At 56.0% G+C, this 23,840-nt stretch carries 22 protein-coding genes; 15 read left to right on the forward strand and 7 right to left on the reverse strand.

Features of this window, described 5'->3' with window-relative positions; genetic code table 11:
* Positions 1-151: 151 nt before the first annotated feature.
* Positions 152-1,009 carry an archaetidylserine decarboxylase gene (gene asd, locus ACN0V1_RS04975; protein WP_417543934.1) on the reverse strand — a complete coding sequence of 286 codons (858 nt, stop codon included), beginning with the start codon at positions 1,007-1,009 and terminating at the stop codon, positions 152-154.
* A gap of 196 nt (positions 1,010-1,205) precedes the next feature.
* Here asd and motA point away from each other — a divergent pair, with 196 nt between their 5' ends.
* Both motA and motB read left to right on the forward strand, forming a co-directional pair.
* Positions 1,206-2,057, forward strand: coding sequence for a flagellar motor stator protein MotA (motA, locus tag ACN0V1_RS04980; RefSeq protein ID WP_417543935.1), 852 nt, complete (start codon positions 1,206-1,208; stop codon positions 2,055-2,057).
* Positions 2,058-2,096: 39 nt separating this feature from the next.
* A complete protein-coding gene (motB, locus tag ACN0V1_RS04985) occupies positions 2,097-3,056 on the forward strand; it encodes a flagellar motor protein MotB (protein WP_417543936.1) in 960 nt (319 codons plus the stop codon).
* Between the two features lie 24 nt (positions 3,057-3,080).
* Here motB and rsgA read toward each other — a convergent pair whose 3' ends face one another.
* Positions 3,081-4,136, reverse strand: coding sequence for a small ribosomal subunit biogenesis GTPase RsgA (gene rsgA / locus ACN0V1_RS04990; RefSeq protein ID WP_417543937.1), 1,056 nt, complete (start codon positions 4,134-4,136; stop codon positions 3,081-3,083).
* A 257-nt stretch (positions 4,137-4,393) separates the two neighbouring features.
* On the opposite strand from rsgA, the gene orn reads away from it, so the two are divergent.
* Positions 4,394-4,936, forward strand: a complete 543-nt coding sequence (gene orn / locus ACN0V1_RS04995) for an oligoribonuclease (protein ID WP_417543938.1) — start codon at positions 4,394-4,396, stop codon at positions 4,934-4,936.
* On the opposite strand, the gene queG is transcribed toward orn, so the two are convergent.
* On the reverse strand, positions 4,931-6,010 hold the full coding sequence (queG, locus tag ACN0V1_RS05000) for a tRNA epoxyqueuosine(34) reductase QueG (protein ID WP_417544049.1): 1,080 nt from the start codon (positions 6,008-6,010) through the stop codon (positions 4,931-4,933). The genes orn and queG overlap by 6 nt on opposite strands.
* Positions 6,011-6,157: 147 nt before the next feature.
* On the opposite strand from queG, the gene ACN0V1_RS05005 reads away from it, so the two are divergent.
* The 11 genes from ACN0V1_RS05005 to ACN0V1_RS05055 all read left to right on the forward strand — a co-directional run bounded on the left by ACN0V1_RS05005 (position 6,158) and on the right by ACN0V1_RS05055 (position 19,289).
* Positions 6,158-7,720 (forward strand): NAD(P)H-hydrate dehydratase, encoded by a 1,563-nt coding sequence (locus tag ACN0V1_RS05005; RefSeq protein ID WP_417543939.1) that lies wholly within the window; start codon positions 6,158-6,160, stop codon positions 7,718-7,720.
* On the forward strand, positions 7,717-8,214 hold the full coding sequence (tsaE, locus tag ACN0V1_RS05010) for a tRNA (adenosine(37)-N6)-threonylcarbamoyltransferase complex ATPase subunit type 1 TsaE (RefSeq protein ID WP_417543940.1): 498 nt from the start codon (positions 7,717-7,719) through the stop codon (positions 8,212-8,214). The genes ACN0V1_RS05005 and tsaE overlap by 4 nt, the downstream gene beginning before the upstream one ends.
* 52 nt (positions 8,215-8,266) lie before the next feature.
* Positions 8,267-9,607 (forward strand): N-acetylmuramoyl-L-alanine amidase, encoded by a 1,341-nt coding sequence (locus tag ACN0V1_RS05015; RefSeq protein ID WP_417544050.1) that lies wholly within the window; start codon positions 8,267-8,269, stop codon positions 9,605-9,607.
* 20 nt (positions 9,608-9,627) lie between these two features.
* Positions 9,628-11,547 carry a DNA mismatch repair endonuclease MutL gene (mutL, locus tag ACN0V1_RS05020; protein WP_417543941.1) on the forward strand — a complete coding sequence of 640 codons (1,920 nt, stop codon included), beginning with the start codon at positions 9,628-9,630 and terminating at the stop codon, positions 11,545-11,547.
* 130 nt (positions 11,548-11,677) lie between these two features.
* Positions 11,678-12,685 (forward strand): tRNA (adenosine(37)-N6)-dimethylallyltransferase MiaA, encoded by a 1,008-nt coding sequence (gene miaA / locus ACN0V1_RS05025; protein ID WP_417544051.1) that lies wholly within the window; start codon positions 11,678-11,680, stop codon positions 12,683-12,685.
* 40 nt (positions 12,686-12,725) lie between these two features.
* Positions 12,726-12,977, forward strand: coding sequence for an RNA chaperone Hfq (hfq, locus tag ACN0V1_RS05030; RefSeq protein ID WP_144775711.1), 252 nt, complete (start codon positions 12,726-12,728; stop codon positions 12,975-12,977).
* 115 nt (positions 12,978-13,092) lie between these two features.
* Positions 13,093-14,391, forward strand: coding sequence for a ribosome rescue GTPase HflX (gene hflX, locus ACN0V1_RS05035; RefSeq protein ID WP_417543942.1), 1,299 nt, complete (start codon positions 13,093-13,095; stop codon positions 14,389-14,391).
* 79 nt (positions 14,392-14,470) lie between these two features.
* Positions 14,471-15,664 carry an FtsH protease activity modulator HflK gene (gene hflK / locus ACN0V1_RS05040; protein WP_417543943.1) on the forward strand — a complete coding sequence of 398 codons (1,194 nt, stop codon included), beginning with the start codon at positions 14,471-14,473 and terminating at the stop codon, positions 15,662-15,664.
* 2 nt (positions 15,665-15,666) lie between these two features.
* A complete protein-coding gene (gene hflC, locus ACN0V1_RS05045) occupies positions 15,667-16,542 on the forward strand; it encodes a protease modulator HflC (protein ID WP_417543944.1) in 876 nt (291 codons plus the stop codon).
* Between the two features lie 182 nt (positions 16,543-16,724).
* On the forward strand, positions 16,725-17,906 hold the full coding sequence (locus ACN0V1_RS05050) for an ATP phosphoribosyltransferase regulatory subunit (RefSeq protein ID WP_417543945.1): 1,182 nt from the start codon (positions 16,725-16,727) through the stop codon (positions 17,904-17,906).
* An 87-nt stretch (positions 17,907-17,993) separates the two neighbouring features.
* Positions 17,994-19,289: an adenylosuccinate synthase gene (locus tag ACN0V1_RS05055; protein ID WP_417543946.1), complete on the forward strand. Its 1,296-nt coding sequence runs from the start codon at positions 17,994-17,996 to the stop codon at positions 19,287-19,289.
* A 70-nt stretch (positions 19,290-19,359) separates the two neighbouring features.
* Here the strand turns inward: ACN0V1_RS05055 and cmoB are convergent, their stop codons facing one another.
* Genes cmoB through ACN0V1_RS05075 form a run of 4 tightly spaced genes read right to left on the reverse strand, consistent with a single transcriptional unit; the run spans position 19,360 to position 22,544 of the window.
* Entirely contained in the window at positions 19,360-20,352 is a 993-nt protein-coding gene (cmoB, locus tag ACN0V1_RS05060; RefSeq protein ID WP_417543947.1) for a tRNA 5-methoxyuridine(34)/uridine 5-oxyacetic acid(34) synthase CmoB, read from the reverse strand.
* A 25-nt stretch (positions 20,353-20,377) separates the two neighbouring features.
* A complete protein-coding gene (cmoA, locus tag ACN0V1_RS05065; protein ID WP_417543948.1) occupies positions 20,378-21,133 on the reverse strand; it encodes a carboxy-S-adenosyl-L-methionine synthase CmoA in 756 nt (251 codons plus the stop codon).
* Positions 21,126-21,512 carry a kinase gene (locus ACN0V1_RS05070; protein WP_417543949.1) on the reverse strand — a complete coding sequence of 129 codons (387 nt, stop codon included), beginning with the start codon at positions 21,510-21,512 and terminating at the stop codon, positions 21,126-21,128. The genes cmoA and ACN0V1_RS05070 overlap by 8 nt, the downstream gene beginning before the upstream one ends.
* Before the next feature lie 30 nt (positions 21,513-21,542).
* The gene (locus ACN0V1_RS05075) at positions 21,543-22,544 is read right to left on the reverse strand and encodes a serine/threonine protein kinase (protein WP_417544052.1); all 1,002 of its coding nucleotides are present in this window, start codon (positions 22,542-22,544) and stop codon (positions 21,543-21,545) included.
* Between the two features lie 181 nt (positions 22,545-22,725).
* Here ACN0V1_RS05075 and ACN0V1_RS05080 point away from each other — a divergent pair, with 181 nt between their 5' ends.
* Positions 22,726-23,835: an NAD(P)/FAD-dependent oxidoreductase gene (locus ACN0V1_RS05080; protein WP_417543950.1), complete on the forward strand. Its 1,110-nt coding sequence runs from the start codon at positions 22,726-22,728 to the stop codon at positions 23,833-23,835.
* Positions 23,836-23,840 lie beyond the last annotated feature (5 nt).

Here is a 23,840-nt window from a genome sequence, read left to right on the forward strand (position 1 = left end):
CAGGGCACTGTCGGAGGGTTGACTCCGAAACCGTGCGGAGCCATGGATGGCGGAGCCGAGCGTACACGGACGTATTCACAGCGTGTTTCGGAGTCAACCCTCCGACAGTGCCGGACTCAAAGGCTCAGCTTTAAGAGAGGGCGGGGCGAAATCAAGCCTCAACCCGCCCAAATGCCTCACCCATGCGAACCCGCTTCCCCGCAACCTGCTCAGCATCCCAGCTAACACTGCCCTTAGGCATAACCATCACCACCGTAGAGCCCAAGCGAAAGCGCCCCATTTCCTCGCCTTTAGCAAACGAAATAGCACTCTCGCCTTCATAGGTGATCGCCTTCACGCCACTGCTATTGGGCGCAACAACCCCTGCCCAAGGCGTCTCCACGCTACCCACAATCATCGCGCCCACAAGAACCAGCGCCATAGGCCCAGCAGTTGTATCAAAAATACAGACAACCCGCTCATTGCGGGCGAACAGATTGGGAACATTCTCCGCAGTGGCCGGATTTACCGAAAACAGCTTGCCCGGAACGTAAACCATTTCCCGCAGCTTACCTGCCAATGGCATGTGAACGCGGTGGTAATCCTTGGGAGAGAGGTAAATCGTTGAAAATGCGCCCTCATTGAAAGCCTCTGCTCGATGTGTGTCACCACCAAGCAGCTCAATCAGGCTGAACGACTGGCCCTTGGCCTGGAAGATCCGGTCACCGGACACAGGCCCAAGTTGACTAATGGTACCATCTACAGGGCTTACAAACGTCTTATCCCCCTCGGCAACGGGGCGAATGCCGGGCTTCAGTGCCCGGGTGAAAAAATCATTAAAGCTGGAATACGCCGTTGGATCCGGCTCGGCGGCTTCGCTCATGTCTACGCCATAGCGCTTCACAAACCATTTTACGACCCGGTTTTTGAGCGCTGGGTTGTGATCATCATCTGCCAGGCGACCGGCCAGGCGTGAAACCGCAAGTTGCGGCGTCACGTACTGGCTCAGGATAAACAGCTTGTCGAACATTTAAAGGGATCCTCTGCGCTCAAAAGCGATAAGTTTACCAAATACTGTGGCAGGAGTGTTGCGCAGCCACCGGTATGTATAGAAATTGTTTCATGGCTTCGCGGATAATGCGGGGGCTTGCTATGATCAGGCCAGAAAATGCCTGATCATTACCGGCACTAACCGCTACCTCAATAAAAAGGCTTACATTCTTCCTATGCTACTTATTATTGGCTCGATTATTGTCATTGCCAGTGTCCTTGGTGGGTACGTTCTCCATGGCGGCAACCTTATGGTGCTGTGGCAACCGACAGAGCTGCTCATTATCTTCGGTGCAGCCATCGGCTCTTTTGTGATTGCCAACCCGCTGCATACCGTGAAGGAGGTGTTCGCCAGCATTTTGCGCCTGCTGACCGGCTCCCCGTTCAACAAGCCCTATTACATGGATTTGCTGAGTATGCTGTATGAGATTTTCGATAAATCCCGCAAGCAGGGCGTTATGTCCATTGAAGAAGATATCGACAATCCGGAATCCAGCCAGATTTTCAGTCGCTATCCGGCGATTATGAAATCAAAAGAACTGCTTGCCTTCATTACCGACTATCTGAGAATTATCAGTGCCGGGAACATGGCCACCCATGAGCTGGAAGGTATGATGGAGAACGAAATTTATAGCCGCCAGCACGAACTTGAAGAACCTGCCCACGCCGTGAATAAAATTGCGGATGCCTTGCCGGGCCTTGGTATTGTGGCGGCGGTGCTTGGCATTGTTATCACCATGAACTTCCTGAGCGAGGGGCCCGAGCGCATTGGCCTGAGTGTGGCAGCGGCGCTGGTGGGAACTTTCCTGGGTATCTGGATGGGATACGGCTTTGTGGGACCCACCTCCATCGCCATGGAACACGCTGCGAAATACGAACTCAAAGCCTACGAGTGCGTTAAGTCCGCAATCGTTGCCACGGTTTCGGGGCAGGCACCCCAGATGGCCATCGAGTTTGGTCGTAAAGCACTACCCACAGACAAACGCCCTGGTTTTCAGGAACTGAATGACCATGTGCGCGCCAAATAGCGCAGCTTGCTCTCTGACCCCACACCCAGGAGCGGACTTTTGGAACAGCAGCCGATAATCATCAAGCGTAAAAAGGTCATTGCCGCACGCCACCATGGTGGCTCCTGGAAAGTGGCTTTTGCCGACTTTGCAACGGCGATGATGGCGTTCTTTCTTGTGCTCTGGCTGACGGCAACCGCATCCCCGGAACAGATAAAAGCCGTGGAGGGCTATTTTCGTGACCCGGTCGGCTTTACAGAAGGCGGGTCTCCCAGCCCCGTGGATCTTGAGGGCAGCGCTTCCGTGGTTAACGAAGCCAGCCCGAATATTGAGCCAGGCCAGATTGCGATCAATGATAATGTGGTGGACACTCTCTCAGAATCGCTTGAGCAGCGTCGTATGGAAGAGCTGTTTCAGGAATTGAAACAGCGAATAGAAGAGAACGAAACGCTGCAAGAGTTCAAGGACCAGTTGTTGATTGATATTACTGACGAAGGTCTGCGAATCCAGATAGTTGACCGTTCTGGCCGCCCGATGTTCGATAGCGGTAAAGCCGAGCTGAAATACTACTCGCAGGAAATTCTGTTCGAACTGGCAAAAACCCTCGGCTCAGTGGACAACAGGCTCAGCATTACCGGCCACACCGATGCCACACCGTTTGGCGGTCGCCCCGGATACACCAACTGGGAACTTTCAGCAGACCGAGCCAACACCGCCCGCCGTGCTCTGGTTGCTGGTGGCGTGCACGCCCAGCAGATCGCAAGAGTGGTGGGGCTGAGTGATTCCGTGCTGTTGGATCAGAACGAGCCCACAGCGCCCGTGAATCGCAGAATTTCCATCATCGTGCTTAACAAGAAAACCGTGAACAGTATCCACAGCAGCGCCAGCGCCCAGGGTGCCCCGCTGATTGACCTTACGGTGCCTTCTGAAGAAGAACAGGAAAAAGCCATGGAAAACCTGGAAAGCGGCGACTGGCTGAAGGAAAACACCAAGCCTGCACCGGGTGAACTCAACTGGTAGGCTGCGGAGTATAGCCATAGCCGTTTAATCGGCTTTCAGGCCCCGAGACTGCTGCTCCGCCATATCCTGAAGAATGCGGTGAAAGCTTCGCCGCCGCTCCGGGCTCAGTTTGCCCGCGTCAGCTGCCGCATCAATGGCACACCCCGGGTCACCCATGTGTCGGCAGTTGCGGAACTTGCAGTAGCCGATCACCTCGCGAATCTCACGAAACCCATATTCGATTTCCTGCGGCGACATATGCCAGAGGCCGAATTCCCGAATGCCTGGAGAGTCAATCAGATCGCCGCCCATCGGCAGGTGAAACAGCTTTGCCGTCGTCGTGGTATGAACACCCTTGCCGGTGCTTTCAGAAACCGCACCCACGCGAATCGCCTCATCCGGCATCAGCGTCTGAATAATCGACGACTTGCCAACCCCTGACTGACCCACAAAGGCACTGGTTTTGTCCTTCACCAGCGCCTCAACCTCCGGCGAAGGCCCACCATCAAACTGCACCGCAGAAGTGCGCACAATCTCATAACCCAGTTCCGCATAGCGCGCCAGCAGAGCATCAATCTGGCCCCGGTTTTGATCCGTGATCAGATCCGTTTTATTCAGCAGGATAACCGCGGGAATATCCGTGATCTCAGAGGCCACCAGATACCGGTCAATCAAATTGTCATGGGGCTCCGGCTCCGGCGCGATCACCAGAATAATGTGATCAATATTCGCCGCCACAGGCTTCACCGCACCAAAATTATCCGGCCGCTGCAGCAGATTCTCACGCTCACAGCGGGCAACAATCACACCCGTTTCATTCTTGCCAGGCCGCCAGACAACCCGATCACCCGTCACCAGGCTATCGATATTCGCCCGAACAAAGCAGCGCACAACATCGCCTTTGCGGTCACCCTCCAAGGCTTCCACATCAAGCTGTTGCCCGTAGTGGGCAATAATCAACCCTTCCTGCTCAGGCCCCAGTTCACCGGCTTCAGCCTGCGCCTGAACCGACTTCTCCTTGCGAGCTGCGCGGGCCGCACGTTCCTCCTGAACCTTCTTGATCCGGAATTGCTGTTGCTTGTTCAGTTGCCGTTTTGCCATAGGGTCTCAGTTAACACGGATGAAAGTGGTGACGTTGCTGTGCCATCATACGGTAATAAAGCCTGATCGGCTTTAATCTGGCTGGTTCACGCGCGATATAACACCAAATTACGGGGTGGGGCTGCCTTTCACCTACCGGGAATGTCGGAGGCCATGGATGGCCGGAGTCAAGTGCACATGGATGTGCTTGTAGCGGTTCCCGGTAGGTGAAAGGCAGCCCCACCCACCACCGATGTTTGATGAATGAGGAAAGCAGAATGTCTGCAGGCACCCATCTGGTATGGATTGATCTGGAAATGACCGGCCTTGATCCGGAAAAAGAACGCATCATCGAAATGGCCACCATCATCACCGATTCAGAACTGAATCTGGTGGCTGAAGGCCCGGTTGTCGCGATTAATCAACCCGATAGCCTGCTCGACGCCATGGACGAATGGTGCACCCGGACCCACGGCGAAAGCGGCCTCACCAAACGCGTCCGCGAAAGCAAAGTTTCAGAAGCCGAAGCCGAACAGCAAACCCTCGCCTTCCTCAAAGAATACATGAAAAAAGGCAAATCCCCGCTGTGTGGCAACAGCATCGGCCAGGATCGCCGCTTCCTCGTGAAATACATGCCCGAACTGGAAGACTTCTTCCACTACCGCAACCTTGACGTCTCTACCGTAAAAGAGCTGGCCCGCCGCTGGCGCCCGGATGTGCTGGAAGGTGTAAAGAAACAGGGCAGCCACCTGGCACTGGACGACATCCGCGATTCAATCAACGAACTGCGCCACTACCGCGAGCACTTCTTCAAACTATAAACCGTGTTGCGCCAAAGCCCATTGAACATGCTCGCGGACCAATTCCGAAGGATAGTCCGCGCGCTGTTTAAGAGCCTCAATGACCGGAATGGTCGAAGGCGCATTGCCCAGCCCAACCGCCAGATTGCGCAACCAGCCCTCGTATCCGGTGCGGCGAATAGCCGAGCCCTCGGTGCGCTTCAGGAACTGCTCCTCAGTCCATAAAAACAACTCCGCCAGAGAACTATTGTTCAAGCCATGCCTGGGCTGAAAGTCATCTTCACGGGTGGGTTTCTTGAATTTCTGCCAAGGGCAAACGAGCTGACAATCATCGCAGCCAAAAACCCGATTGCCCATTAGCGAGCGCAGCTCCTCCGGGATACTGCCTTTGAGTTCAATGGTGAGATAACTGATGCAGCGCCGGGCGTCCAAATTGTGCGCCCCCACAAAAGCATTGGTCGGGCACAGGTCCAGACAAGCCGAACAGCTACCGCAGTGGTCAGTTTCAAAGGCGGGGTCTACTGGCAGAGGTGCACTGGTGAATATTTCGCCAAGAAAAAAGAATGACCCGGCCTTCGGGTGAATTAACATGTTGTTCTTGCCGATCCAGCCCAGACCCGCCCTTTGAGCGAGCGCTCGCTCCAGCACAGGCGCGCTATCTACGAAGGCCCGGTGGTCATATCCGCTTACGACCTCGTCAATCTTTTTCGCCAGGGTTGCCAGCCGCTTGCGGATCAGCTTGTGGTAATCACGGCCAAGGGCGTAGCGAGTAATGTAGGCGTTTTCCCGGTTAGTGAGTGCTTCTTTCGGGCTGTCAGGCGTGGGCATGTAATCCATGCGTACAGAGATGACGCGGGTTGTGCCTGGCACCAGAGACTTCGGGGTGTAGCGTTTATCCCCGTGGTGGCCCATGTACTCCATCTCGCCCTGATAACCCTTGTTCAACCATTCCTGCAGGTGCCGGGCATGTTCACCGGTATCAGCCGTCGTGATGCCCGCATCCGAAAACCCGAGGTCCCCGGCCCATTGCCAGATAAGTGCCGGTAAATCAGCCAGTTCCGGTGCTATCGGCGTATCAGTTTCTGTCTTGCTCATAGATGCCATTGTTTATACCCTACTTTTAAAGGGAAGGGTACGGAGATTTAATTTGATTAAGTTATGACCTTTTCCGAGGTTTTGCTATGCTTTACAGATAGCTGGCCAATTTTCTTAAACCGGTTTCTGTAACGGGAGCAAAGGCTCATGCCACAGCACGCTGGAGGCAGTTTATCAGATGCGCTGTTTTCCGCCGATTCTGTGCGCCGCATTGATCAGTATGTGATTGAACATCAGGGCGTTGACGGTTTTGAACTGATGCAGTCTGCAGCCCGCGCGGCATTTCGCCGGCTGGTTATGCGCTGGCCCGGTATGGAACCCTTGCTGGTACTGTGTGGCGCGGGCAATAACGGTGGCGATGGATATCTGATAGCGGCAAATGCCGTTCGGCACGGTTTCACTGTGCACTGTGTTGCAGTTGCCCCCACGGAAAAATTGAGTGGAGATGCCCGCAAGGCGTGGCAAAAGGCTGTCGCGGATGGTGTGGAGGTTCTGGAGCTGGCGGATATCGGCGAGTCAGAGCTGGAGGGGTTGTTTGAGACAGCAACATTGATTGTTGATGCAATGCTCGGTACCGGTGTTTCCGGTGCGCCCAGAGAGCCATTTGCTGCGGTGATTGCACAATGCAACCGCTCCGGGCTTCCTGTGCTGGCGGTGGATTTGCCATCCGGGCTGAATGCCACCACTGGCGCTGCCAAGGGCGAGGCAGTGCAGGCTGCCATGACCGTCACGTTTATCGGACGCAAGGCCGGTCTGTATACCGGTCAGGGTGCTGCAGTGTGTGGCGATGTGGTTTTTGAAGCGCTGAATGTTAGTGTCGGCGTCGCCGATAGCGGCGAGAGCCCGATAGCCAGGCTTCGACACTGGCCTTCCGTTCGCGACTGGTTGCCTGTTCGCCCGGCAAACGCACACAAGGGCCGCTTTGGTCATGTTCTGATTGTGGCAGGAGACCGCGGGTTTGGAGGCGCCGGATTGCTGGCTGCAGAAGCGGCGGCGCGTTCAGGTGCCGGGCTGGTTTCGCTGGCGACGCGTCCTGAGCACATGACGGCCGCCTTGGCGCGATGCCCGTCGGTCATGGTTCACGGCCTGACGCATGGCTCGGAACTGCCAGCACTGCTGGATGCCGCGTCGGTAGTGGTCTGTGGGCCAGGGTTGGGTCAGGGCGCCTGGGGGCAGCAGATGCTGCAGCAGGTGGTTGAAAGCGGTAAACCTCGCGTTCTGGATGCTGATGCCCTGAATCTGCTTTCGTCCCGGGTCGCAATGCCTGTCAGCAATCAGATTTTGACGCCGCACCCGGGAGAGGCGGCAAGACTGCTGAATTGCCTGGTTCCGGAAATAGAGGCGGATCGTATGGCGGCGGCCAATAAGCTGCAATCCCTCTACGGCGGTGTGATCTTGCTCAAGGGGGCAGGGACAATTATCGCATCCGGCGCGGACACTGTGGATGTTGCCGGCGGCAGTAATCCGGGTATGGCGACCGGGGGCATGGGAGATGTGCTATCGGGAATCACCGGTGCGCTTTATGCGCAGATGAAGGATTCACCTCTCCACGCTGCCGTTTTGGGGGCCGTGGTACATCTTGAGGCCGCCTGCAGAGCTTCGGCTGACAAAGGATATTTGGGGTTGATACCCACCGACGTGATTGAGGCACTACCGCGAGTTTTCCGGGAAGCTGAGCCGGTCAGTGGCGGCAGCGAGGAGGGGGAATGAGCATTTTCGGGAACGAGCGCAGGCTGTTTCTGGAAGACGAGGCCGAGACCGAAAGGCTGGGCCGTGAACTGGCTCGTCTGGCAAAAAAGTCAGACCAGGGGCTGACGATATTTCTCGAAGGCGATCTCGGAATGGGCAAGACCACGCTCAGCCGGGGCATTATCAAAGGTCTCGGACATGAGGGCGCGGTGAAGAGCCCGACTTATACGCTTGTTGAGCCATACGAAGACTTGACCCCGCCGACCTATCATTTTGATTTGTATCGGCTGGGCGACCCTGAGGAGCTTGAATACATGGGTATTCGGGATTACTTCAGCGGCCACAGCCTCTGTCTTATTGAATGGCCGGAACGGGGTGACGGGCTTTTGCCGCCACCGGATCTCGAAATCCATCTTGAATATCAGGGCGAAGGCCGTTCGGCAGTTGTCGGGGCGCGCTCTGAGTTGGGCGCATCACTTCTGAACGAGCTGGAACTGATCGGGCCGGGCCATTGATTGACCGAAACCAGATAAACAGGCAAGCCGTATGAAAAGACTCGAGCTGACAATGACAACCCTGGTGGCCGTGATGACACTGTGGCTGGCGGCGGCAACCACGCTGGCTCACGCCGGAACCCAGGTTGAGGGTATCCGCATCTGGCCGGCGCCCGACCACACCCGTCTGGTGCTGGATACGGCGGGCAAGGTCGATCACGACATGTTCGCTCTGAGCAACCCGTCGCGCCTGGTGATTGATCTGAAAAACACCCGGTTGAAAACGGACTTTGGGAAACTTGATCTGACAGGCAGCCCTGTAAAACGCATCCGCAGTGCGACGCGTAATGGTACCGATCTGCGAGTGGTTCTTGACCTTGCCAGCGATATCAAACCCAGAAGCTTTCAGTTGGAGCCCAATCAGCAGTATGGGCATCGCCTTGTGCTTGACCTCATTGATGAAAGTGGCAGCCGACTGGAAAAGGCGACCAAGCCAACGGTAACCCACAACTCAGCCGGCAAGCGCGATGTAATCGTGGTTATTGATGCAGGCCACGGCGGAGAAGATCCGGGTGCCATAGGACCAAGGGGAACCCGGGAAAAAGATGTCGTCCTGAAAATGGCTCATATTCTTGAGGATATGATCAACAAACAGCCGGGTTATACCGCCAAGCTTACCCGCACCGGAGACTACTATATCGGGCTGCGGAATCGCACCATTCTGGCCCGCAAATACAGCGCCGACCTTTTTATATCGGTGCATGCGGACGCGTTCCGGACTCCTCGGCCTAAAGGCGCTTCAGTGTTTGCGCTGTCTGAGCGCGGTGCCACCAGTGAAACGGCGCGCTGGCTTGCGCAGAGTGAAAATCGCTCTGACCTCATCGGCGGAACAGGAGGTGTGTCTCTTGATGGGCGTGATGACATGCTGGCGGGCGTATTGCTTGACCTGTCCATGACGGCCAGTATCAACGCCAGTCTGGGTGTAGGGAGTTCGATACTTGGCAAGCTCAACAGCGTGGCTCATTTGCATAAGCCTGGCGTGGAGCAGGCTGCATTTGCGGTGCTCAAGTCACCGGATATCCCCTCGATTCTTGTAGAGGCGGGGTTCATCTCCAATCCCCAGGAAGAGAAAAATCTGGCTACGGACTGGTACCGCCGCAAACTGGCTGGCGCCATCATGAACGGTGTTGATGAGTACTTTCGTAAAACGCCCCCGCCCGGAACTTTGCTGGCATGGCAGAAACAGAATCGCCAGGGTGGCGGTCGCGTCAGCCAGTACAGGGTGCGGAGCGGCGACACGCTCTCAGGGTTGGCTCGGGAAAACCAGACCACCGTCAGTGAGCTGATGCAGTTTAACGGCCTGAGGAACGACCGTGTTATGGTAGGGCAAACCATTCGTATTCCCTCATCCTGAACAAGAGGTAGTTCCGAAATATGCCCTCCATCCGATTGCTCTCGCCGCGGCTGGCGAACCAGATTGCCGCGGGCGAGGTGGTTGAGCGCCCTGCATCTGTCGTCAAGGAATTGGTTGAAAACGCGCTCGATGCGGGCGCAGACCGCGTTGATGTTGAAGTGGAGCAGGGCGGCGTAAAGCTGATCCGGGTGCGCGATGACGGCAGCGGTATCGCTGAAGATGACTTGCCTCTGGCTCTCAGTCGCCATGCCACCAGCAAAATTGCCAGTCTTGATGATCTGGAATCCGTAGCGTCCCTCGGTTTCCGGGGAGAAGCTCTGGCCAGTATCAGTTCTGTGTCGCGCCTTGCGTTGACCTCTTGCACAGAGGGGCAGGAAGCGGCTTCCCGGGTGGAAGTCGAGGGGCGTGACATGGATGCCCGAATCTCGCCAGCTGCACATCCCGTCGGCACAACCGTTGAAGTCCGCGATCTGTTTTTCAATACTCCGGCGCGGCGCAAGTTTCTGCGTACCGAAAAAACCGAATTCAATCATGTAGAAGAATGCGTGCGGCGTCAGGCGCTTAGCCGATTCGATGCGGGCTTTAGCCTGCGGCACAACCAGCGTGTTGTTCAGAACCTCCGGCCAGCGGAATCCATGCTGGACAGGGAGCGCCGCATTGGCGCTCTGTGCGGGCAGAAGTTTATCGACAACACGGTGGTAATTGACGCAGAAGCCACCGGTTTGCGCCTGTGGGGCTGGGTAGCACTGCCCACTTTCTCCCGCAGCCAGGCCGATCTGCAGTATTTCTTTGTCAACGGACGTGTAATCCGTGACCGTTTGGTTGCTCACGCGGTACGCCAGGCTTACCGCGATGTGCTTTACAATAACCGTCACCCGGCGTTTGTCCTCTACCTTGAAGTTGATCCCGCCACCGTTGATGTCAACGTGCATCCGACCAAGCACGAAGTGCGCTTTCGTGATGGTCGCCTGGTTCATGATTTTATCTTCCGTACGCTGCACAAGGCTCTGGCAGATGTGCGGCCGGATGACCATTTTCGGGGAGCAGTTGCCCAATCTTTCGGTCGCGAGACTGCGGGGCAGGAAGAGGCGATGGCCACCGGGGCAGCGCAAGGCGAGCGCCAGCCGTGGAACGGGCAGCCAGCGATGCCTTCGACCGGCAGTCACGCTCCAGGTACCGGTTTTGGAGGGCAGGTAACGCCACAGCAGGAATGGCGAGCCAGTGATCAGATGGGCTTGTATCAATCCCTCCGTGGCGGTGGTGTCAGTGCCCGGCAAGAGCCGGGGTCGTTTGGGAGTAATGATGCAGCATACTCGTCGCCGCTGAATCATCCGGCTGACGCGGACGGTCATGAGGAGCCGCCTCTGGGTTATGCCATTGCCCAGTTGCATGGCATTTACGTGCTGGCTCAAGGCAGTGCCGGGATGATCGTAGTCGATATGCACGCGGCCCATGAGCGCATCACCTACGAACGAATGAAACGTGCACTGGCAGAGCAGGATCTAAAAAGCCAACCTTTGCTGGTACCGCTTTCTCTTGCAGTAAGCCAGAAAGAGGCTGCGTTGGCGGAAACCCACGGAGAAGAGCTGCAACAGCTCGGGCTGCAGATCGAACGTATCGGGCCGGAGACGCTCGCCGTTCGTCAGACACCGGCGCTGTTGCGGGGCGCCGATACAGAGCAACTCGTGCGGGACGTGTTATCGGACCTGATTGAGCACGGCCAAAGTGATCGGGTCGAAGCCGTTACCCATGAGCTCCTGGGCACCATGGCGTGTCATGGTTCTGTGCGGGCAAATCGCCAGTTGACCATTCCGGAAATGAACGCTCTGTTACGAGATATGGAAGCAACGGAACGCAGCGGGCAGTGTAATCACGGGCGCCCCACCTGGACGCTCGTTTCTCTGGCAGAGCTGGACAAGTTGTTTCTGCGGGGGCGCTAGAGTGTCATCGAGAACGCCATTGGGAGTGCGGTTGAGAGCGCCATTGAGATTGCCATTGAGAGTGCCATTGAAGGCGCCACAAGCCAGTAATGCCAGTGGTGCAGAGGGTAAGCCTCCCGCCATCTTTTTGATGGGGCCTACGGCCTCTGGCAAGACGGATCTGGCCATGGCGCTATGCGAACAGCTACCCTGCGACATCATCAGCGTCGATTCCGCAATGATTTATCGAGGTATGGATATTGGCACGGCCAAACCCACTGCCGATGAACTGGCCCGGGCTCCCCATCGGCTGATTGATATCTGTGACCCGTCTGAAACCTATTCCGCTGCCGATTTTCGCCGTGATGCGCTGGTTGAGATGGGAAAAATATCCGCTGCCGGGCGCATCCCGTTGCTGGTAGGCGGCACCATGATGTACTTCAAGGCGCTGATGCACGGCATGTCAGGGCTGCCCGCGGCCAGCCCGGCATTGCGCAGAACGCTTGAGGCAGAAGCAGAAAAGCTTGGGTGGTCTGCGCTGCACGAAGAGCTGCAAGCACGCGATCCGGTAGCGGCTAAACTGATTCATCCAAATAATCACCAGCGCCTCTTGAGAGCTCTGGAAGTTATCCGCCTGACTGGTCGGCCGATTTCAGCTTTCTGGGAGGCAGAATGCAGTCAGCCCTCTCCGCAACAGACAGATCTGCAAGGGGCGGGTCGCCAGGGTATTGAGGATTACACTTATTTTACTCAATGGCAGGCAGACGAAACTTCATCGCTTCCGTATACTGTCATTCAGCTTGCCATGGTACCTCCGGAGAGGCGAGTGCTTCACGACAGGATACACCAGCGCTTTGTGAATATGCTGGCAAGGGGGCTTCTCGACGAAGTCCGTGCTTTGATGAGCAGAGGAGACTTGCACAGGGACCTCCCTTCCATGCGCTGTGTCGGTTATCGTCAGGCTTGGAGTCACTTGTCCGGCGAAGATGATTATGACGCATTTGTAAGCAAAGGCGTAGCGGCTACTCGTCAGCTTGCCAAACGGCAGCTTACCTGGCTCCGAAAGTGGTCTGATTTGAACTGGCTGGACAGCGAAGACGGTTTTATCGTCGAGGAAGCCTTGAAAAAAATCAAAACTCATACCACATTTAGCACTTAATAATGACGATCTGCATTTACCTATAAACAGGAGAAGACCCATGTCAAAAGGGCATTCGTTACAAGACCCTTACCTCAATGCCTTACGCAAGGAACGCATTCCGGTTTCCATCTTTCTGGTTAACGGCATCAAACTGCAAGGGCAGGTAGAGTCTTTTGACCAATTTGTGATTTTACTGAAAAATACGGTCAGCCAGATGGTTTACAAGCACGCAATCTCCACCGTTGTGCCTGCACGGAATGTACGTCTTCCGCAGCAGAACCCGGCGGAAGAGGGTGAGCCTGAAGACTGAATTGATTCGGTTGCCGGTATTTCCACCCGCGTTCCTGACGAGCCCCTGGGTTCCGATGGCCGCGGGTGTTTGTTTTTATAATATTGAAAAATGACTGTTTTGGAGTTGATGCCCTTTGTTTGAGCGCCCTGATGTCGGTGAGCGAGCTATCCTCGTCCACATCGATTTTACGTCCCATGATGGCTCTGAAGATCCGGATGAGTTCCGGGAGCTTGTGTCATCGGCTGGAGTTGAAGCGGTTGGCACTGTAACCGGATCCCGCAAACTGCCAACCCCCAGGCTGTTCGTAGGAGAAGGCAAACTTGAGGAAATCCGGGATGCGGTAACGCTGCATGAGGCTGATGTTGTTCTTTTCAATCATGCACTCAGCCCCCGGCAGGAGCGAAATGTTGAGCGCGAACTCCAGTGTCGCGTGCTGGATCGCACGGGAGTCATTCTCGATATATTTGCGCAGCGCGCACGCACGCACGAAGGCAAGCTGCAGGTAGAGTTGGCTCAGCTTGAACACATGTCAACACGCCTGATTCGCGGCTGGACGCACCTTGAGCGCCAGAAAGGTGGTATTGGTCTGCGTGGCCCCGGCGAAACCCAGCTTGAAACTGACCGCCGGCTGCTGCGTGAACGCATCAAGTCCATTCACAAGCGTCTCGAGAAAGTGCGCCGACAACGCAATCAGGGTCGCCGTGCACGTAAACGAGCTGATATTCCGACGGTATCCCTGGTCGGGTATACCAACGCTGGCAAGTCCACCCTGTTCAACCGTATTACCACTTCGTCCGTCTACGCTGCAGACAAGTTGTTCGCAACACTGGATCCTACTATCCGGCGCCTGGAACTTCCGGATGTCGGGGCGGTCGTAATGGCGGATACGGTAGGTTTCATCAGGCACCTGCCGCACAAACTGGTTGAGGCATTCCGGGCAACTCTGGAAGAGACGACGGAAGCAACTATCCTGCTGCATATTGTTGACAGTCACGACAGCCGTCGTGATGAAAACATTGAGCAGGTTGAAAATGTGCTGGCCGAAATCGGCGCCGATGAAATCCCCGTGCTTCAGGTGTTTAATAAAATAGACCTGCTGGACGATTTTACGCCACGAGTCGAGCGCAATGAAGATGGGGTTCCTGTGCGGGCCTGGGTTTCGGCCGTTACGGGCGCAGGCATTGATGGGCTTTACGATGCCATCGTTGAGCGGTTGGCGGAAGATGTTGTTCACCACTTTGTTTTGCTCGGGCCTGCTGACGGCAAGCTCCGGGCGCTCCTGCATGAGGCTGGCTCGGTGATCAGCGAAGAGCACCGGGCAACCGGAGAAACAGTGCTTGAAACCCGGCTGGAACGCCGGGACTGGCTGCAACTTCTGAGCCGTGCGGGTATGAGTGAAGAAATGGTGCGCCTGGATAATGGGCAAGCCTGAAACCATAGCAGCTATTGCCGGGGCGATGATAAATCCCTAGTATTTGCAGCCATTCGAAATCTTAGGAACGGAGAGCACTATGGCCTGGAATGAACCGGGTGGAAACCGCAACGATAATGACCCCTGGGGAAATGGTGGTGGTCGTCGCGGCAATGATCAGGGGCCACCAGACCTTGATGAGGCGCTGAAAAAGGGTCTCGACAAACTTAACAAAATGCTGGGTGGCAAGGGCAAGAAATCGGGCGGCGATAGCGGTAACAGCGGCGGCGGTTCAGGCGCGGCGGGCAGTTTTGGTGCCGTGCTCGCGCTGGCAGCCATTCTTGTTGTGGGCTACGTAATCTTCCAGTCGTTCTACACGGTGAACGAGCAGGAGCGCGCGGTTGTGCTGAGATTTGGAGAGTATTCCAAGACTGAAAGCCCCGGCCTGAGATTCAAGGTGCCCCTCATTGATGATGTCACCAAAGTGCTCGTCACCAGTGTGAGAACCGCCCAGTCCAGTGGCCAGATGCTGACCCAGGACGAAAACCTGGTCACAGTTGACTTGCAGGTGCAGTACCGCGTTGGCGATGCCCGCGATTACGTGCTGAACGTTCGGGATTCCAACCAGGCACTGGAGTTTGCCACCGACAGTGCTCTGCGCCACGAAGTAGGCAGCTCCTCCCTGGATGATGTGCTTACTGAGGGGCGTGCCGAGCTGGCCGTTCGTGTTGAGCAGCGCCTTCAGGGCTTTCTTCAGGAATATGGGACCGGCCTCGAAATTGTCCGTGTTAACGTTGAAAGCACCCAGCCGCCTCCGGCGGTACAAGACGCGTTCCGTGAGGTTCAGCGTGCCCGTGAAGACGAGCAGCGTGTGAAAGAAGAAGCAGAAACCTACCGCAACAAGGTGGTTCCTGAAGCTCGTGGTCAGGCTCAGCGCATGATCGAAGAGGCCAGCGCGTATAAAGAAGAAGTTACCGAGCGTGCTCGTGGTGAGACCGCCCGTTTCCTGGAGTTGTTGGCGGTGTATCAGATGGCGCCGGTCGTAACCCGGGAGCGTATGTACCTGCAGACTTTGGAAACGGTGCTCTCGAATAGCAGCAAGATTCTTGTGGATACCGAAAGCAGTGGCAATATGATGTATCTGCCGCTGGATCGTTTGACTCAGGGCACGATGTCACGGAGTGGAGGCCAGTCTTCCGACAGCGATGGGCAGATGGACATCCAGAGCGTCACTGATCGGGTTATCCAGGAGATTCGAACCAGACAGGACACTAATACCCGGAGGAGCAGATAATCATGGGACCTAAAAGTGTAGTGGGTCTTGCAGGCGCTCTTATCGTTGTCCTGCTGGTACTTTCGAGTGTTTTTATTATTCCGGAAACTCATCGCGGGGTCATGCTCAGGTTTGGTGAGTTGGTTGAGACCGACATCCAAGCGGGCATTCACTTCAAGGTGCCGGTCATCGATCAGGTTCGGGAGTTTGATATTCGCGTGCTGACCATGGATCTGCCATCGCGGCAGTATCTGACGGTTGAAAAGAAACCGCTCGATGTCACGTCCTATATCGCCTGGAAGATCCGCGATGTGGATCAGTTCTACCGGGCTACCGGCGGGGATGAGTTTCGTGCTCAGTCGCTGTTGTTATCCCGGGTAGATAATGGCCTGCGAGATGAGTTTGGTATCCGCACCATGCACGAAGTGGTTTCAGGTCAACGCGATGAACTGATGCACACCCTGCGTGACCGGGTTAATGAAACGTCCGTCAAGGAATTTGGTATTGATGTAAAAGATATCCGGGTCAAAGCCATCGAGTTCCCGGGGCAGGTCAGTGAAAACGTATACCGCCGCATGGCGACTGAGCGTGAGAAACTGGCTCAGGAATTCCGGTCCCGGGGTCGTGAACTGGGAGAAGGTATCCGCGCCGATGCCGACCGCCAGAAAACCGTTACTCTTGCGGCGGCATTTGCCTCTGCTGAAGAAACCCGGGGCGAAGGCGACGGTGAAGCTGCCCGGATCTACGCAGAGGCTTACGGCTCCAACCCGGAGTTCTACAGCTTCTATCGTAGCCTTCAGGCTTATCGGAATACGTTTTCTGACAAAGGTGATCTCATGGTTATTGACGCCAAAAGCGAGTTCATGAGATTCCTGAAGGATTCAAAGGGCGGAAACTAAAACCCCCTCTGGACGTTGAAAAACCGGAATACCCTGGTATTCCGGTTTTTTTGTGTTCGCCAACAGTGTAAAATCCCTCAGGTTTTGGTTCGGGTTTTTCTGCCCCGAATTTCACCCTAAAACCTGCGTACTTCTTCTGTATAACAAGCAGGAGCAGTGTGCGGGACGGACAACGGAATCTCATGACAGTATCTGATCGCTGGTTACTGCCGGACGGGGTGGAGGATATCTTGCCGCCCCTTGCCGGACAGATAGAATCCCTGCGCCGGGATGTAATGGATACCTGCCAGCGCTGGGGCTACCAACTGGTAATCCCGCCGCTTATCGAATACCTCGAATCGCTTTTTACCGGAACCGGACACGATCTGGAGTTGCAGACCTTCAAGCTGACTGATCAGCTGACGGGGCGCATGATGGGTGTTCGTGCCGATATGACTCCCCAGGCTGCGCGCATTGACGCCCACACTCTGGGGCAGGAAGGAATTACTCGCCTTTGTTATGCCGGGCATGTACTTCATACCCGCCCAAAGCACATGTTGACCGGACGTACGCCGATTCAGGCAGGTTGTGAGCTTTTTGGCAGTGCTTCTGAATCTGCGGACCTTGAAGTCATCAGCCTGATGCTTGAGGCCCTTCGCATTGCCGGCCTTCCGAGAGTTCATCTGGACCTGGCACACGTATCCATCTACGAAAGCCTCATTGGTGAAGCCGAATTTGATCGGGATACCAGTGCGGCCATCTTCGACGCCATGGCACGCAAGTCTGTGCCCGAGCTGGACAGGCTTCTTGGTGACTGCCCGAGCGGTTCGGCGGGAGCGCGTCTGCGTGAGCTTGCTCGCGTCAGCGGTGGCCCGGAAGCGCTGGCCGAGGCGCGTAGAATCCTGAGCGGCGCGTCTGATAATCTGAGTGCTGCCCTGGATCAGTTGAGTCGGGTTGCGGAGATGCTGGAAAGAGATTTTCCGGAAGTCAGTTTTGGCTTCGATTTCTGCGAACTCCGCGGATACAACTATCACACCGGCCTGGTGTTTGCGGCTTATGTGCCGGGCCATGGCGATTCGGTTGCGAAGGGTGGTCGTTACGACGCCATTGGCAGTGATTTCGGGCGTGCACGCCCGGCTACAGGGTTCAGCCTTGACATTCGGGCTCTGGTAACGCTGGGCAAGCGCTCGGTCTGTCGCAGCAAAGCCGTGTGGGCGCCTGCTGACAATGATGCAGCGCTGGAGCAGGTGGTCTCGGAACTGCGGACGACGGATATCGTCGTCCGGGCGCTACCGGAAGACAGCGGAGTGGATCCCTCAACCCGGGGCTGCGACCGGAAGCTGGTGAAACAGGGTGATCATTGGGTCGTTCAGACGCTGAGCTGAAACCAGCGAGCTGTTACGAACGTGTGAAAGTACATTTGCCAAATTTGCAAGACGCACGCCATACCGTGTGCGCATTGAGAGAGAATCATGGGTAAAAACGTTGTTGTGCTGGGCACCCAGTGGGGTGATGAAGGCAAGGGTAAAATCGTTGATCTGCTGACTGAGAAAGTCGCAGCGGTGGTTCGTTTTCAGGGCGGCCACAATGCGGGTCATACCTTGGTCATTGACGGCAAGAAAACGGCTCTGCACCTGATTCCCTCTGGCATTCTCCGGCAGAACGTTCAGTGCCTGATTGGTAACGGCGTGGTTTTGTCGCCAGAGGCCCTTCTGAAGGAAGTTCGGGGGCTGGAAGCCTCTGGCGTGGCGGTCCGCGACCGGCTGCGTATCAGCCTGGCGTGCCCGATTATTCTGCGCACGCACGTGCGAATAGACCAGGCCCGCGAACGCGCTAAAGGGATCGACAAAATCGGCACCACTGGCCGGGGCATCGGTCCGGCGTATGAAGATAAGGTCTCACGCCGTGGCGTTCGTCTTGGCGATCTCCATAGCCCGGCAGACTTCGAAATGAAGCTGCGGGAAATCATGTCCTATCACAACTTCGTGCTGACTGAGTACTTCAAGGAAGAAGCTGAAGATATCGATGCTGCTCTGGAAGAACTGATGCAGATGGGTGAGGAAATTCTGCCGATGGCGGCGGACGTTACCGACTTGCTCCACGACTATCGCAAGCGCGGTCAGGACATCATGTTTGAGGGCGCCCAGGGCTCCTTGCTGGACATAGATCTGGGAACCTACCCGTTCGTAACCTCATCCAATACGACCGCTGGCGGCACCGCTACCGGCTCGGGTTTTGGTCCTTTGTACCTCGATTATGTACTGGGTATTACAAAGGCCTACACCACTCGCGTGGGCTCTGGTCCGTTCCCCACTGAGCTCTTTGATGAAATGGGGCAACACCTGGCAGTCAAAGGCAACGAGGTTGGCACAACAACCGGTCGCTCACGCCGTTGTGGCTGGTTTGATGCAGTTGCCCTGCGCCATGCAATCCAGATCAACAGCGTGTCCGGCATTTGCCTGACCAAGCTGGATGTTCTTGATGGGCTGGAAACCGTCAAGGTCTGCGTGGGCTATAAAACGCCTGATGGTGAAGTTACCCGTCCGCCGATCGGTTGTGCCAGCTATAAGGATATCGAGCCGGTATATGCGGAGTTGCCGGGCTGGAGCGAAAGCACATTCGGGCTGACTGAACTTGAGCAGTTGCCGGAGAATGCAAAGGCGTATATCCGTTTTCTTGAAAAGCAGATTGAAGCGCCGATCGATATTATTTCCACTGGCCCGGACCGTATTGAAACGATTGTCCTGCGTCACCCTTTTGACTGTTAAGCGTTAAGAGGTTCAGAAACCCGCTCTGCCTTAATCGGCACGGCGGGTTTTTTGTGCTCTTTTTTTATGTTCAGGGTTTCTCAGCAATGATCGTGGCACGCTTTGGCCCGGGATAGCCTTCGACGGTTTTGCCTGGGTCATCGGGATTCAGAAAATCCTGAAGGGAATTGAAACGCATCCAGTCTGTGCTGCGCTGTTCTTCGATGCTCGTTTCCGAAACATCCACAACCCGGGCGTTGCGAAATCCAGTGCGATTCAGCCACCGCAGCAGCGTGTCGCAGCTCGGCAAAAACCATACGTTGCGCATCTGTCCGTAGCGGTCTTCGGGCATCAGGCTGTAGCCTTCAGGCCCATCCACCACCAGAGTTTCCAGCACTAATTCGCCACCCCTGCGCAAGGTGCCTTTGAGCTCCAGAAGATGATCGAGAGGCGATCGGCGATGGTAGAGGACACCCATGGAGAAGGTGGTATCGAAGGCTTCGAGCCCTTCAGGCAGGTCTTCCACGCGGATTGGTAGCAGGTCGACAGGAGTCTCAGGCAGGTAGCGCTTTACGCTGAGAAACTGGAACAGGAACAGCGACCCGGGATCAATACCGATCACCCGTCCTGCACCTTCGCCCAGCATGCGCCAGCAGTGGTAACCCGAGCCACAACCCACGTCCAGAATGCGGCGGCCCGTCAGGTCAGAAAGGTAAGGTGAAACCCGGTCCCACTTCCAATCGGAACGCCATTCGGTATCAATGCGGGTACCGAAGAAGTCAAAAGGCCCCTTGCGCCAAGGCATAAGGCCCCTGAGCCCGCGCTCAAGCGCTTGTTGCTGGCTAAGGCTCAGAGTGGCCGTTGAGCCAAGGGTAATCGCGGAGGTGTTCAGCTCGGATGCTATCCCGGAAATATTGGGGAGGTCGTTCAGTGCCGACTGCCAGCGGCCAAGGTCGCCGTGGGGGTTTTCGTCAAAACGGCGGGTCAGTTGGGTTCTTATGATCTCGGCCCAGCTGGCCTGGCCTGTATCGTCCAATTCAGCCAGAAGCTGGCCGAAACAGGTTTTCCAGTCAAAATTCGACATGGTTTGCTCTCTCTCCGTATGGGGTTCAGTCGGCCTTGATAGCCAGCATGGATACGAAGTTGAAGCACTGATACCAGACCAGAACCCGGTCAAAGCCCGCCTCTTTGAGGCGCTGTTTGTGTGCTTCAAGCGTCTCGGGAATCAGCACCTGCTCAATGGCGCTGCGTTTCTGGCTGATCTCCAGATCGGAGTAACCATTGGCACGCTTGAACTCATGATGGAGGCGCGTTTGAACAGCCTGCTCATCCTCGGAATCGAAGCGGATTTTTTCCGAAAGGATCAGCACGCCACCAGGTTGAGTGGCCTCGGCAATTTTTCTCAGAAGATTGCTTCGCTGCTCTGGCGGAACAAATTGCAGCGTGAAATTCAGAGTCGTTACGGAAGCATTCGTAAGTTCCGTTTCCTGAATGTTTTCGCAGCGAAGACTGACCGGCAGCGAGTGATCGTCCAATGCTATGTAATGCTCGCAGCGCTCGATCATCGCTTCGGAATTATCAACTCCCACCAGAGTACAGTTATCAAATGAAATGCCATGACGCATGGCCAGGGTCGAGGCGCCCAGTGAGCAACCCAGGTCATAACAGTTGGATCCCGCCTGGGCATACTGTTCGGTGATGACCTCAATCATCGGTATGATCGTGGTGTACCCGGGCACGGAGCGACGAATCATATCCGGGAATACGCGGGCAACCGCGGCATTGAACCGGAAGTCTTCGGGCTGCCGTTCGGTGGCGAAAAGCCGGTCTGTCTGTTGCTCCGGTGAGCGGTCGGTTTTACTCATCGCTAGCGGGTTTCTCTTGTTGAGCGGGCTCCTCCGCCTGCGGCACGACCGCCGGAGCAGTGGCCGAGGGTCGGTAGCAGCGTACGCCGCGGTTTTTGTAGTCCACCAGAATTCCACGGAAGGACGGATCGACATCTGCAGCGACGGCCAGATAGCCGTTTTCACAGGCTGCGTGAAGCTCGGAGGCCTTGGGTGACATGCGGAAGGTCTCACCCGGCGTTATATGAATCGCCTGGAAATCGCCCACCGGCATATGATCCTTGTTATCCGAATGCTTGATACTTCCGCTGGCCTCAAGTACCAGCACGGTACCTATGATGGTGACCAGGGCGGTGACAAACAAACTGCGGATGGTGTAACGGGCCTCGTTCTGGCTCATGTCTACCTCATTTCGAACGTGAATGAACGATCAGTATTGACCGGGAAGTACGATAGATGGCGCCTGCAAAGCCGCCAACTGTTCTCTCAGTGATAACACCTGATCTGACCAGAATCTGGGCTGGGAAAACCATGGGAAAAAGCGCGGAAACGCAGGATCATCCCAGCGTTTTGCGAGCCAGGCGCAGTGGCTGATCTGGCGGTAACAGCGCAAAGGTTCAATCAGATGTCTCTCGCGGCGATTGTAATCCCGGAACATTTCATAACCTTCCAGTAATTCGCCCAGCTGCGCGCCGCGTTCAATGTCATCACCATTCAGCAGCAGCCACATGTCCTGAATGGCTGGGCCGGTACGACAATCGTCCAGATCCACAAAAAGCATCTGCTCATCGCGGCACAATATGTTACCGGCATGGCAGTCTCCGTGCAGTCGCAGTGTTTCAACCTCGCCTGCATCTGCAATACGGGCGCGGCAGTTGGTCAGCAGATCTGGTATCAGGCTGTCCCAGGCAGGCCGGAGATCCTTTGGGATCCAGTCGCCTTCGAGCAGCAACTGGTTACTCGCTTCCATACCATCCAGAGGCGATAAGGACTTGCGGTACTGAAAAGGCCTCAGAGCACCAATATTGTGTATCTGCCCGAGCCACTGTCCGAGTCGGTAGAGGGTGTCGGTAACGCTTGTATCAGGGGCCTGGCCACCGCGTTGGTTAAATACTGCGAAAAAAAAGTCACCGTGTTTTCCGAGTGTGTCGCGGGATGGCATCACCAACGGTGCGACGACAGGAATATCTGCTACCAGCAACTCCCGGGTAAATTCATGCTCTTCCCGTATCTGTTCTTCGGACCAGCGACCGGGGCGATAGAACTTGGCGATCACGGGGCCGCCCTCATCCAGCCCAATCTGGTAAACCCGGTTCTCATAGCTGTTCAGGGCAAACAGGCGACCGCTCACCGCAAAACCGGCCTCTTCCATGGCATCCAGAATTGCGTCTGGCGTCAGGGCATCATAAGGATGGGCTGAGACATTCATCATAAAGCGAGGCCAGGCTGGCATATTTGGGCCCCAGTATACCTGCTTGGCAGCCCTCCCGTAATGCGGGCTCCGGATGTTTCAATGGCTTCCTGCGTGTACAGGATTGAGTTAACGTAAGCCTCATCGGTTTCTGTTAACTGGAAACCTTCAACCGGCACGCAACAGGTAACAGGTTTATCTCGTGACAAGCGATCTTCTGGAAGTGGATACCGCCGTTATCGGAGCGGGTGTCGTGGGGCTTGCGGTTGCCCGGGCTCTGGCGCAGACAGGCCGGGATGTGGTTGTTCTGGAGGCTGGGGACCACTTTGGTGAAGGTATTTCGTCACGAAACAGTGAGGTTGTCCATGCCGGTATCTATTATCCGAAGAACTCGCTGAAAGCCCGCCTGTGTGTGGAAGGACGCAGGCAATTATACGACTACTGCGAAAGCCGAAAGGTGGGGTATCGGAAGAGTGGTAAATGGATTATCGCTACCAGTGATGCGCAAAACCGTTTGCTTGAAGGCATTCAGTCGCACGCTGCAGCCAATGGTGTTCCGCTGTCTCTGGTAGGCGGCGAGGACGTTGCACGGCAGTTGCCGGAAGTCCGTGTCAGCGCCGGGCTCTGGTCACCGGAAACCGGCATTCTGGATACTCATGGTCTTATGCTCGCGTTACTGGGTGAGCTGGAGGATGCGGGCGGCTCGCTGGTGCTGCGTTCTCCTGTTGCGCGCGTGGAATCGGCTGCTGACTGTCATTTGCTTCAGGTCGCCGGCGCTATGCCGTGTACGCTCAAAGTCCGGAACCTTGTTAATGCCGCCGGGTTAGGGGCGGTGCCACTGACGCGGAATTGGGAAGGGTTGCCCGATGAACAGAAGCCTTTGCAGTGGTTCGCCCGGGGTGTCTATTTCAGTTACAGCGGCCGCCATCCCTTCAGCAACCTGATCTATCCGGTTCCTGAGCCAGGTGGTCTGGGCGTTCACCTTACTCTTGACCTGGCCGGGCAGGCACGCTTCGGCCCGGATGTAGAGTGGATTGAGCGAGAAGATTATGCGGTCGACCCCGAGCGGGTGCATGCTTTTGCTGCGGGTATAAGGCAGTGGTGGCCCGGCCTTGAGGTTGCGCGCCTTCAGCCAGCTTACGCAGGCATCCGGCCGAAGTTGAAAAATGCAGAGGGCGGTTTTTTTGATTTCAGAGTCGATGGCCCCGGGGAGCATGGTGTTCCGGGGCTGGTAAATCTTTTTGGCATAGAATCGCCGGGGCTGACGTCTTGCCTGGCCATTGCCGATCTGGTGAAGAGCAAACTGGTATAGACGAA

The sequence above is a fragment of the Marinobacter sp. genome, assembly GCF_048266785.1.
GTDB lineage: Bacteria > Pseudomonadota > Gammaproteobacteria > Pseudomonadales > Oleiphilaceae > Marinobacter.